Below are 13,304 nucleotides of genomic sequence, written 5' to 3' on the forward strand. Positions count from 1 at the left end.
GCGCCGGTCGGCGTGCCCGGCGAGCTGCATGTCAGCGGTGAAGGGCTGGCGCGAGGCTATCTGGGCCGTGCAGCCCTCACGGCCGAGCGCTTCGTGCCGAATCCGTTTGCCCAGGACGGTGAGCGTCTCTATCGCACGGGCGATCTGGCAAGCTGGACCGATGACGGCGAACTCGTCTACCTCGGTCGTATCGACCAGCAGGTCAAGATTCGCGGCTATCGCATCGAGCTTGGCGAGATCGAAGCACAACTGCTGCGCGTGCCGGGCGTGACGGATGCGGCGGTGATCGCCGTGGGCGGCACGGCGGACGCGCGTCTGCACGCTTATGTGTGCGGCGCGTCGGCGCTCGACGGGGCATCGGTCCGCACGGCGCTGGCGCAACATCTGCCCGACTACATGGTGCCTGCGAGCGTGAGCGTGCTCGCCACGCTGCCGCTGACCACCAACGGCAAGCTCGATCGCGCGGCGCTGCCTGCGCCCGAGGCGCAGCATGCGGGCGGTCCCGCACCGCAGGGACGGACCGAGCTGGCGCTGGCCGAAATCTGGGCCGACTTGCTTGGCGTGCCGACGGTCGGTCGCAACGACAACTTCTTTGATCTCGGCGGCGATTCAATTCTGGTGCTCAAGGTCGCGGCACGCGCCGCACAGGCGGGGATCGTCCTCACGGCGCGCCAGTGCTTCGAGGCCACGACGCTGGCGGCACTGGCCGCTGCGGCCGATGCGACGGACAGGTCCGAGGCGTTCGATGCGTCCGGTGCGCCAGTGGGGGACACCGCGCCTTCGCCGATCCTTCGTCTGACGGATCGTCATCATCTGCCGTTGTCTCACGCGCAGCAACGCTTGTGGTTCCTCTGGCAGTTGCAGCCGCAAAGCACGGCGTATCACGTGGGCGGCGCATTGCTCATGCGCGGCGCGTTCGACGCCGAGGCGGCGCGCAAGGCGTTTGGTTCGCTCGTCGAGCGGCATGAAGCCTTGCGGACGACGTTCGCGATGTCGCCGCGAGGTGAAGCCACGCAGGTCGTGCACGACACGCTGGCGTGCGCTTTCGAGCATCGCACCGGCGACGAAGCCAGTGCTCGTGCGTTTGCCTTGCAATGGATGGGCGAGCCGTTCGATCTCGTCAATGGCCCGCTGCTTCGCGTAGGTGTGGTGAGCATGGCGCAAGACGCGCACGTGCTCGTCGTGGGCATGCATCACATCGTGTCCGACGGCTGGTCGATGGATATCCTGCTGAGCGAGTTCGTCGACGCCTATCGCGCCGCCCTCGCGGGCGAAACGCCCGACTGGACGCCGTTGCCGGTGCAGTACGCCGACTATGCCGTCTGGCAGCGCGGCTGGCTCGAACACGGCGCGCGTGAGGCGCAACTGGCCTGGTGGCGCGATGCGCTCGACGCTGCGCCGGGCAAGCCGCAGCCGGTGCTTGATCTGCCGACCGACCGCGCGCGTCGCACGCTTGGCGACTATCACGCGGCGCGTGTGTCGTTCGCACTGCCTGCGGACGTATCGACGGGGGTGCGGGCACTGGCCCGGCGCTTCGGTACCACGCCGTATGTGGTGTTGCTCGCCGCGTTCCAGGCGTTGCTGCATCGCCATACGCAGCAGGACGACATTCGCGTCGGAGTGCCGGTCGCCAACCGCGAGCGCACTGAGATGTCCGGCGTGATCGGGTTGTTCGTCAATACGCAGGTCCTGCGTGCGCAACTTGGCCCGCGCGTCACGGCGGCCGAACTGATTGCGCAGATCGACGAGCGCGCCCGTCAGGCACGCCTGCATCAGGATTTGCCGTTCGACGCGCTGGTCGACGCGCTTCAGCCGGAACGCAGTCTGTCGCACACACCGCTGTTCCAGGTCATGTTCAATCACGAGCGCGACGACCGGCGGGCACTGGCGCAACTGCCGGGCGTGCGGGTGGAGCCGTTTGCGCTGGACATGGGCGAAGCGCAGTTCGAACTCTCGCTCACGACCAGCGAGTCGCCCGAAGGGGCGATCCACGCCGACCTCGACTACGTGCGCGAGCTGTTCGACGCGGCGAGCGCGCAGCGACTGGCCGACCAGTACGCGCGACTGGTGTCCGGCTTTGTCCAGACCCCGGATTGCGCCATCGGCGAGATCGCGCTGCACGATGCGCAGGGTCTTGACGCGCTGATCGGCTGGGGGCGTAACGGTGACGGCCAGACGCACGCGGCCCCGGTGCATGAAACGATTGCCCGTCAGGCGGCGGCAACGCCGCACGCGCTCGCCGTCATTCTCGACGACGCGCGTCTGACATACGGCGAGCTGGACGCGAGAGCGAATCGTCTTGCCCAGCATCTGATCGCCGTGCATCAGGGCCGGGGCGAAGCGCGCGTGGGCATTGCCATGCGTCGCTCGCTCGACCTCGTGGTCGCGGTCCTTGCCGTGTTCAAGTCGGGGGCGGCCTACGTGCCGCTTGACCCGGACTATCCGGCATCGCGACTGGCGGACATCGTCACGGACAGCCGTCTGGCGGCGATTCTCGCCCATGCCGATGTGCTCGACCGGCTGCCCGCGGATCTCGCATTGCCGGTGTTGTGTGTCGACACGCTGGATCTCGATGCGCGCGACGGTGTAGCGACGAGCGCGCCGGACGTGCGCATTCATCCCGAGCAACTGGCCTACGTGATTCACACGTCGGGATCGACCGGCAAGCCGAAGGGCGTGGCGATATCGCACGGCGTACTTGCGCGTCACGTGGACGTCTCGGCGCGTTTTGCCGGAATCACGGCAGCCGATCGCGTGCTCCAGTTCTCGACGATCAACTTCGATCCGTTCGTGGAGCAACTGCTGCCCTCGCTCTGTCTGGGCGGGACGGTGGTGCTGCGCGGGCCTTCCGTATGGAGCGCTGCGGAATTCCGCGCGCAGGTCCGGCAGCACGGCATCACCGTGGCCGATCTGCCGACGGCCTACTGGCAGATGGTCACGCGGGAACTGGGCGATGACGACGCGTTTGCCGGGCTTCGCGAAGTGCATGCGATGGGCGAGGCCATGCCGCTGGAGGCGTTGCGGCAATGGCGCGCGAGCCGCGCGTTCGGCGGCGTGCGTCTGCTCAATACCTATGGCCCCACGGAAGCGGCGGTGACGGCGACGCTGTTCGACGCGTCTGCCGCCGAAATCGATTCGCTGCCCGCGCTGGTGCCGATCGGCGTGCCGCTGGGGCAGCGCGCGTTGTATGTGGTCGACGCCGATTTCCAACTGGTGCCGGCCGGCGCCATCGGCGAACTGATGATCGGGGGCGACCTGCTGGCGCGAGGCTACCTGAATCGTCCGGATCTGACGGCCGATCGTTTCGTGCCCGATCCGTTCGGTGAGCACGGTGCACGGCTGTATCGCACCGGCGACCGGGTGCGCTGGCGCGCCGATGGCCAGCTCGAATACCTGGGACGCACCGATCATCAGATCAAGATTCGCGGGTTCCGGATCGAGCCGGGCGAGATCGAGGCGGCGCTGCTCGCGCAGCCCGGTGTCGGTCAGGCGGTGGTGCTGGCGCGCGACGTCGACGGTGTGACACGTCTGATCGGCTATATCACGCCGGTGGCCGGTTGTACCCGTGATACGGAGCCGATGCTCGACGCCGAGGCGCTGCGTCTGGCATTGGGCACGACGCTCCCGGACTATATGGTGCCGTCCGCCCTCATGGTGCTGGAGACGATGCCGCAGTTGCCCAACGGCAAGCTCGACCGTCATCGGTTGCCGGTGCCGTCGTTCGCAGCGCAGGCATTTGAAGTGCCGCAAACGGCGCTCGAACAAACGTTGGCGGATCTCTGGCAGGAGGTGCTCGCTGAAGGGCGTGCCGACACCGCGAGCGCATTGCGCGTAGGCCGTCACGACAACTTCTTCGCCATCGGCGGCGATTCGATTCAGATTCTCAAGATCGTGGCACGTGCGGCAGGGCGCGGGATCTCGCTTTCCCCGCGTCAGATGTTCGAGTCGCAGACGGTGGCGGCGCTGGCGACGTCCGTATCGAGCATGCAGGGCGGCGCACTGACTCCGGTCAGGCCACTTGCGCCACTCGCAGACCGCTCGTCGTTGCCCCTTCCGCTTCCCGCGTCGCATGCACAACGTCGCATGTGGGTGCTCTGGCATCTCGATCCGCAAAGCAGCGCATATCACATTGCCGACACTGTCCGGATTCGTGGCGCGCTCGACATGGCGGCGCTCCAGACGACGTTCGACGCCATCGTGGCTCGCCACGAGAGCCTGCGAACGACGTTCGGACAGGGGGCAGGGGACGATGTGCTCCAAATCGTGCACGCGGCCGCGCCGGTGACGATCGAGCGCACGACGCTCGACGTGGACGCGGCGCGCGAGTGGGCGGCGGCGTTCATGGCGCAGCCGTTCGATCTCACGCAGGGGCCGTTGCTGCGCCTCGCGCTGGTCTCGCTCGGCGAGCAGGATCATCTGCTGGTTGTGGCGATGCATCACATCGTCTCGGACGGCTGGTCGATCGACGTCATGCTCGACGAGTTCACGACGGGCTATGCCGCCGCGCTCGCAGGCGACGCCCCGGCGTGGCGCGCCTTGCCGGTGCAGTACGCCGACTATGCGACGTGGCAGCGCGACGTGCTGAACGACACCGAGCGCGAGCGCCAACTGGCTTACTGGCGTGAAGCGCTCGACGACCGCGCGCAGGTGCTGGCGTTGCCGACGGATCGTCCGCGAAACACGAGCGGGCGCTATCGCGCGGCGCGTCTGCCGGTGGCATTGCCGCCGGCGCTCGCGGCGCAGGTCGCCGCGTTGGCGCGTCGCCATGAGACGACCGTGTTCACGGTGCTGCTGGCGGCGTTCCAGACGATGCTGCATCGCTATACCGGTCAGCAAGCGATTCGGGTCGGGGTGCCGGTGGCGAATCGGGAACACGCCGAAGTGCAGGGCCTCATCGGTCTGTTCGTCAACACGCAGGTGCTGGGCGTGCAGATCGACCCGCGCATGACGCTCGAAGCGCTGCTGGTGCAGGCGCGTGAGCGCGTGAGCGGTGCGCAACGGCATCGCGATCTGCCTTTCGACGCGCTGGTCGAAGCGCTGCAACCCGAGCGCAGCCTCGTGCACGCGCCGCTGTTCCAGGTGATGTTCAACTTCGAGCAGGAGAGCCGCCGTGCGCTGCAATCGCTGCCGGGGCTGATCACGGAGCGCTTCGACGCGGTCGAGCAGGCCGCGCAGTTCGATCTGACGCTGAACTTGCGCAGCGCGCCGGATGGCCTCATCGACGGCAGCTTCCAGTACGCACGGGAGTTGTTCGATGAGGCAAGCGTCGCGCGCTTCATGACGCATTACCTTGCGGTGCTGACGGCGTTCGTCACGTCGACGGGCGCGGCGGTGGGGGACATCACGCTGGCCGACGACTCGGAAGTCGAACGCCTGCGTCGCTGGGGCGAAGGCGACAGCACGGCATCGGGTGCGTTCGCGCAGACGGCCGTGCACGCCGCCATCGCCGCGCAGGCCGCGCGTACGCCGTCGGCGCTGGCGCTGATGCTCGACGACGCGCACCTGACCTATGCCGAGCTGGACGCCAGAGCGAACCGTCTCGCGCAACGTCTGGGCCACGCGGGCGTGAAGCCCGACACGTGCGTGGGCATTGCCATGACGCGCTCGCTCGACATGATCGTCGCCATGCTGGCCATCCTCAAGGCCGGTGCGGCGTATGTGCCGCTGGACCCGGATTACCCGATGGCGCGCCTGACGTACATGATTGAAGACAGCGGCATCCACCTGCTGGTGACTGACGCCGCCGTCGCGGGCAAGTTGCCCGCACTGACGCGGTTGCCGGGCGTCGCGGTGGTGAACGTCGATATCGCTGAGTCGTCGGCAAGCGCTGTGACGTCTGACGCCCCGTCGGTGTCGGACCTCCCGCAACGCCTGGCGTACGTGATCTACACGTCGGGGTCGACCGGGCAGCCGAAGGGCGTGGGTATCGCGCACGCAGCGCTTTCCGGCCATATCGATGCGACGATTCGCTACGCGCGTCTGACGCCGTCGGATCGCGTGCTGCAATTCTCGACCGTGAACTTCGACGGCTTTGTGGAGCAGCTTTTCCCGCCGCTGTGTCTGGGCGCGACGGTGGTCATGCGGGGCCCCGACCTCTGGACGACCGATGAATTCGTCGCCCGGGTGGCCCGTCATGGTCTGACGGTGGCGCACTTGCCCACGGCCTACTGGCACGTGCTCACGCAGGATCTTGCCGATCGCGGCGCCTCGCTTGCACCGTTGCGGGAGTTCCACGCGGGCGGCGAAGCGATGTCCGCACAGGGCTGGCGGCGCACGCAGGCAAGCCCGGCGCTCGCCCCGGTCACGCTGATCAACACCTATGGGCCGACCGAAGCGACCATCACCGCAACCGTCTACGACACAACGTCGGTGACCGAAGCGACCGCTGCGACGTTCCCGGGCACGGTGCCGATCGGGCGTCCGTTGCCGGGGCGCAGCGTGCAGGTCGTCGCACCGGACATGACGGCGGTGCCGCAGGGCGCTGTCGGCGAACTGGTCATCGGCGGCGATCTGCTGGCGCGTGGTTATCTGGGCCGTGCGGCGTTGACGGCCGAGCGCTTCGTGCCGGACCCGTCGCGTACCGACGGGGGCCGCTGCTATCGCACCGGTGACCTCGTGCGCTGGCGTGCCGACGGTCAGCTCGACTATCTGGGACGTATCGACCAGCAGGTCAAGATTCGCGGCCTGCGTATCGAACTTGGCGAAGTGGAAGCCGCCTTGCTGGCGCTCACGGGCGTTCGCGAGGCGGTGGCGTCGGCGCTCGCAACCCTCGCCGGTGAAGACAAGCGACTCGTGGCATGGGCTACGGCGGAGGCCGGTGCCGTGCTGGACGTGCCCGCGTTGCGCTCGGCCCTCGCCGCCACGCTGCCGGCCTACATGGTGCCGGAGGTGCTCGTCGTTCTTGATGCGCTGCCCATGACACCGGGCGGCAAGGTCGATCGCCGGGCGCTGGTGCTGCCGTCGGCTGATACTGCACCAGATGCTCAGGCGGCGCACGTCGCGGCGCCCGTGGGCGAGACGGAAATCGCGCTGGCGGCGCTGTGGCAATCGCTGCTCGATGTGCCGACGGTCGGTCGCGACGACAACTTCTTCGCGCTCGGCGGTCACTCGCTCAAGGCGTTGCAGCTCGTCTCGCGTGTGAAGTCGACGCTGGGTCGTGAGATGGCGCTGCGCGACGTCTTCGCCACGCCGACGCTCAGCGCGCTCGCGCAGCAGTTGGCGCGTGCGCCGCGTATCGCGGCTGAAACCCCGACTCTCGTTCGTGTGCCGCGCACCTCGCGCATGCCGCTGTCGCCCACGCAGTACCGTCTTTGGCTGGCCGACAAGCTCGCCAGCCCGGATGACGCGGCGTCGTACACGCTGGCAACAGCCATGCGGGTGCAGGGCGCGTTCGATGTCGACACCGCGCGTGCCGCCATGGCGTGGCTCGTCGCTCGCCATGAGGTGCTGCGCACGAGCTATCCGGACGACGACGGCGTGCCGTATGCACGCATCGCGTCGCAGGGTGAAGCGGACATCGATGTCGTCGATCTGGAAGGACGAACCGCATCGGCGCAGGAAGCCGCTGTGGCCGAGGCCATCGCTGCGCAGTCTCGGCATCGCTTTGGACTGGCGAGCGGCCCGCTTGCCCGGATTCGCCTGCTGCGTCTGTCGTCGAACGACCATGTCGTGCTGTTCGCCGTGCATCACATCATTGCCGACGGCTGGGCCATGAGCGTGCTGGTGAGCGAGTTCGCCTCCGCTTACTCGGCGGTGCGTGATGGACAGGTATCCGGGAAAGCACCGGTTTTCTCGACGACGTCGGAGCTGTCCGCGCCGCAGACGAATCGCGTGGAGTACGTGGACTACGCGGACTGGCAGCGCAAGGCACTGGACGGGGCGTCCGGCGAGGCGTTGCGCACGTACTGGCGCGATGCACTGCGCGATGCGCCGGCAGCGCTGCGTCTGGACACCGATCACGCGCGCCCGGAGGCGACGTCTACCGCAGGCGCGGGTGTGCCATTCACCCTGCCGAAGCATCTCGACGCGCCGCTGCGCACATTTGCGCAGCGTCACGGGACGACGGCGTCGAGCGTGCTGCTCGCGAGCTATCAGGCGTTCCTGCATCGACTGACCGGCATGGACGATCTGGTGGTGGGCGTGGATTCGGCAGGGCGAAACGACGTCGCGCTCGAATCGATGCTGGGCTTTTTCGTCAACGTGCTGCCGGTGCGCTCGCGCTTCGCGGCGAATGGCGCGTCGTTCGCGGCGCTCACCCGCCGCACGCATGACGCCATGCTCGGCGCCATCGCTCACGAGGCGCTGCCGTTCGAGCGCATCGTCGAGGCCAGCGGCGTGGCGCGCGAGCCGGGCCGTAGTCCGCTGGTGCAAACCCTCTTCGTCATGCAGAACACGCCGCGCGGCGCGCTCGCCATCGACGGTCTGCGTATCGACCCGATCGGCCAGCCTACCGCGTCGTCGAAATTCGACATGGCGCTGTTCATGCATGAAACCCCGCTCGGCTTTGCCGGCGAATGGGTGTTCGCAACCGATCTGTTCGTGCACGCAAGCATCGAACGCTTCGTTGCCACCTGGCTCAAGCTTCTGGAGACCTATCTCATGGAACCCGACAATCCGACGAACGAGACCACGCCGGTGTCCGACGCCGCGCGAACGCGAGACGCCGCCCGCGCCGCGAAGCTGGAAAAACTCGACAAGCTGGGTGCCCTCGGTGGCGCACGCCGCACGGCGCGTGCAGCCTCCGGCGCTGCGGTTGGTCGGGACGGCACTACCGCCGCGCCGGACTTTCAGGTCCGCGTCACGCCGATGCAGGCGGGCACGGGCTTCCCGGCGTTGATCGAGCCGTTGCACGCCGATCTCGACCCGTTCGTCTGGGCGGCACGCCATCGCGAACAGATTGACCTCTGGCTCGCCCGACACGGCGGTCTGTTGCTGCGTGGCTTCGCCATCGAGGGGCCGCGTCAGTTCGAGCGCTTCGTTGAGGCGATCGTGCCGGAGCTTTACGGCGATTACGGCGATCTGCCGAAGAAGGAGGAGGGTGAGAGGACGTACCGCTCCACGCCCTATCCCGAAAAGGAAATGATCCTCTTCCACAACGAAAGCTCGCATCTGGAGCAATGGCCGCGCAAGCAGTGGTTCTTCTGCGAATTGCCTTCGCAGGTCGGTGGCGCAACGCCGATCGTCGACGGCCGCGAGATGCTGCGCCGGTTGCCCGCCGAGGTCGTGGATCGCTTCGCACGTCTGGGGCTGTGCTACGTGCGCACGTTCATCGAAGGGCTCGACGTGCCGTGGCGGCAGTTCTTCCATACCGACAGCCGTGAGGAAGTCGAGGCGCGTTGCCGGGCGGTGGGCACCGAAGTGCGCTGGTTCGGCGACACGTTGCAGACCGTCTCTCGCGGACCCGGCGTGATCCGGCATCCGGCGACGGGCGACATGGCGTTCTTCAATCAGGTGCAACTGCATCACCCGTATTTTCTGGCGCCGGACGTGCGGCAACACTTGCTCGACATCGCCGGTGAGGACCGTCTGCCGCGCAATGTGCTGTACGGCGACGGCACGCCGATCGACGACGAAACGATGGCTCTGGTCGGTCGCGCGTACGACGCCTGCGCGTTCCGCTTCGACTGGCAGCGCGGCGACGTGGTCATGCTCGACAACCTGCTCGTGGCCCACGCGCGTGACCCCTATCAGGAGCCGCGCAAGATCGTGGTGGCCATGGCGCAGATGATGTCGCGCGACAGCGTGCCGCTCGTGCAGCCCGCTTCACCGTCTGCCTCACAGGCCGCCGACCCGGTTGCGGGTCCGATGACACAGAACGACGACCATGCGTGACGCATCGTCACACCCGACAGAGCCTCAAACGATGACCGATACCGGATTTGCATTGACGCCGGAGCAACGCACGCGCGTGGCTCTCGGCATGGAGGCGGCCAGTGTGGCCGTCGTGGTGGCGCCCGATGCGGCGCTTTCCCCGGACGCGGTGCGTCAGGCGTGGGCGATGCTGTCCGAACGCCATGAACTGCTCACGATGGCGACCGGACAGGTCGAAGGCTTTCGCGGCGTGCGGCACCTCCCGCAGACGCCTGCGCTGGGCTTGCCGTGGATTGCGCGGCGCGTGAACCACACGTCGGCAGATGCCGCTGCGCTGGCCGCCGCGGCCGGCCCGATGCCCGAAGACGCCGCCTCGCAACGCGCCAACGCCTGTGCGATCTGGCTCACCTGCGATGGCGTGCTCGACGCCGCACAGGGCGACACCCGTCTGATCCTCATGGCGCGGGCCTGGCTGTTCGACGAAGCCAGCCTCGTCGCGCTCGCGCAGGAACTGATCGCTCTGGCATCGGATGTGCCGGGGCAGGCCGGCGCCGATGACGATGCGCCGTTGCGATACGAGGACTTCGCTTCGTGGCGCGACAGTCTCGTCGAAGGTACCGAAGGACTCGACGGCAAGGCCTACTGGCGTCGGTACCTCGACGAAGCCGGCTCGCCACGCACGGGCGTGCGGCTTGCAGCGCACCGTCGGCTGCCCGGCAGTGGCGAGGCGACACAGGATACGGTGGCGCATGGGGTGCGACGCGTCGTGCCCGGCGAGACCGGCGCGGCGCTCGTCGCGATGGCGCAGGCGCGCGGCATTGCGCCGGACCTGCTGTTGCAGGCGGCGTGGTGGGCGCTGCTGGCCCGCATCGGCGGGCAGTCGCCGGTCGATGGCACCGTGTGCCACGACTGTCGCGCTGACTACGGCCCGCTGGCCGGTTCGCTTGGTGTGTTCGAGCGGCGCATGCCGGTGCGTGTGTTCCTCGACGACACGCTCTCGCTCGTCGATATCGCCTGCCGACTGGGCGAGACCATCGACGAACATCGCAACTGGCAGGAATCCGTGCCCGCCGACATCGGCAATCATGGTCTGACATCGCTGCGCATCGTCGTGTGGGATTCGCCTTCTGCGCGCGCGCGTCTGGTCGGCGTGACGGCACCGGTGGGCAAAGCGGAATGCCATCTGGATCTGGTCACGGATGCTCGCGGCGCCGTGACTCAACTCGCGTTGACGGGCGACGCCCGTGCCTATCCGGCCGATGCCCTCGACGTGCTCGCGGATCAGTATCTGACGTTGCTGGGATCGCTCACGGCGCCGGCCAGCGCCGACAGGGCGTGGCGTCAGATCGAGGTGACGTCCGAACTCCATAAGTCGCGCTATCTGGGCTGGGCAGGACCGGCGCTGACGGTGGCCGACCAAACGGTCGTCCACGCGTTGTTGCGTCACGCGCAGGAGCGGCCTGATGCCCCGGCGCTGGAGGGCGACGGAAAACGCTTCACGTGGTCGGAGCTCACGAGCGAGATGTTGAAGGTCTCGGCGCACCTGCAAGCGAAGGGCGTCCGCACGGGCGACACGGTCGCGCTTGCCATGCCGCGCAGCGTCGACATGGTGATCGCATTGCTGGCGACGATGCGCGCGGGGGCGGCCTATGTGCCGCTCGATCCGTCGTGGCCGGTGTCGCGCGTGCATGCGGTGCTGTCGCAGGCCACACCGGTGCTGGCGATCGTGGCCCCACCGTTCGATGCCTCGGCACCGGTGCCGTCGGTGCCGCTCGTATCGTTTTCCGAACTGATGCAGCCGATGGTCGGCGACGCGACCCTGCCAGCGCCGCGTGCGACGGATCGCGCGTACGTCGTCTTCACTTCTGGGTCGACCGGCACGCCCAAGGGGGTGCCGATTGGTCATCGTCAGTTGGCGAACTACGCGCATGCCATCTCGAACGTGCTGTGGCTCTCGTCTAAGCATCGGGTCGCGCTGACCTCGACGGTGGCGGCCGATCTCGGCAATACGGCGCTGTTCGGCGCAATGGCCGCCGGGGCTTGTCTGGTGGTCGCCAACGAGGCCGACATGGCGGACGGCGCGGCGTTTGCCCGTTTCGTCGGCAGCAATGCCATCGATATCGTGAAGATCACGCCGTCGCATCTCGACGCGCTGGTGCAGGTGCCGACTGCGATCCTGCCCAGCACCGTCGTGCTCGGCGGGGAGGCGACGCAGCCGTCGCTGGTGGAGGCATTGCGCCGCATTCGCCCGGACGTCCGGATCGTCAATCACTACGGGCCGACGGAGACGACTGTGGGGGTGCTGACCCATCTCTGCGAGGCAGCGGGCGACAGCAATGATGCCAATGGCGCGCTGCCGCTGACACAGCCGCTGGCGAACTGCTACGTGCGGGTGCTCGACGACGACCTCTCGTTCACGCCGGTCGGCGCGCGCGGCATGCTCTACATCGGCGGTGAGCAACTCACGCAGGGCTACCTCGGACGCGACGCTCGCGAAGGGTTCGTCGACGATCCGTTCCAGCCGGGCGCACGACTCTACCGCACCGGAGACGTCGCGCGTTGGTTGCCGCAGGGCGGCATTCAATGGCTTGGCCGCGCCGACGAGCAGGTCAAGATTCGCGGCCACCGGGTGGAGCCGGCGGAAATCGAAGCCGTGTGCCGCGACATTCCGGGGGTGACGCAGGCGGCGGTGCGAACGTGGGGCAGCGGCACGCAGGCGCAGCTCGCCGCTTACGTGGTCGCGCCCGAGATGGCCGATCCCGTCAAGCTGGTGCGTGACGCGCTGGCCGAGCGTCTGCCTGCCGCATGGATCCCCGCGTTCGTGCTCACGCTGGCCTCAATGCCGCGTCTGGCGAACGGCAAGGTCGACCGTCAGGCATTGCCGGACCCGAGAGACGGCGCCATGGCGGGCGAGGGCGGTGCGGCCGACGTCGCCCCGCAGACTCCGCTCGAAACCTGGCTCGCGAAGCGTCTCGAAGACCTGCTGGGCCGAGCCCCGGTCGGCGTGACGCGAAGCCTGTTCGACCTCGGCGGGGATTCGCTCACGGTGATTCGTTTCGTTGCCCGGATCGGCGAAGGGCTGCACATCGAAGTGCTGCCGGGACTGGTCTTTGCCAACCCCACGGTGCGTGCGCTGGCGAATGCCTTGCTGGCGCGCCCCGACGGGGGCGAGGCGCTGGCGCGGCGCGCGCAGGCGCGACTCACGTTCGACGCCTTGTCACCCGAGGCGCAGGCGGCGCTATTGGCACGGGCGCGTCAGGCGAGCGGCGCGGCGTCCTGAACCATCGCACACCGACATTTCGGCCGCATCCCGGTGAGATTGACGACGCAATCTCCCGGGATGTTGCTGAAATCGCTTAGTTGTCATCACCGATTCGTCATTTCAATTGTGAATGGTAATGAGAACGGTTATTATTTCCGAGATTTTCTTCCGATTCTTACATCGGGCGTCTCTCCGAATCCCGATGCAGCATGCGCCGCTGAGAGCGCGCCAC

The 13,304-nt window shown here is 67.8% G+C and carries 2 protein-coding genes (1 of these 2 cut by a window edge); both read left to right on the top strand.

Features of this window, described 5'->3' with window-relative positions; all coding sequences use genetic code 11:
* A protein-coding gene (locus PCA20602_RS14305) for a non-ribosomal peptide synthase/polyketide synthase (RefSeq protein WP_174981122.1) crosses the window boundary here: on the top strand, positions 1 to 9,831 show its 3' end. The gene continues 18,522 nt to the left of window position 1, outside the view; the window shows 9,831 of its 28,353 coding nt (coding positions 18,523-28,353); the start codon falls outside the window, past its left edge; the stop codon is at positions 9,829 to 9,831.
* A 31-nt stretch (positions 9,832 to 9,862) separates the two neighbouring features.
* On the top strand, positions 9,863 to 13,090 hold the full coding sequence (locus PCA20602_RS14310) for a non-ribosomal peptide synthetase (protein WP_174981125.1): 3,228 nt from the start codon (positions 9,863 to 9,865) through the stop codon (positions 13,088 to 13,090).
* Positions 13,091 to 13,304 lie beyond the last annotated feature (214 nt).

The organism is Pandoraea capi, assembly GCF_902459735.1.
GTDB lineage: Bacteria > Pseudomonadota > Gammaproteobacteria > Burkholderiales > Burkholderiaceae > Pandoraea > Pandoraea capi.

Excerpts from the sequence above, each read along its gene's own strand:
- PCA20602_RS14310 (WP_174981125.1), top strand. The coding sequence starts at position 9,863 with ATGACCGATACCGGATTTGCATTGACGCCGGAGCAACGCACGCGCGTG.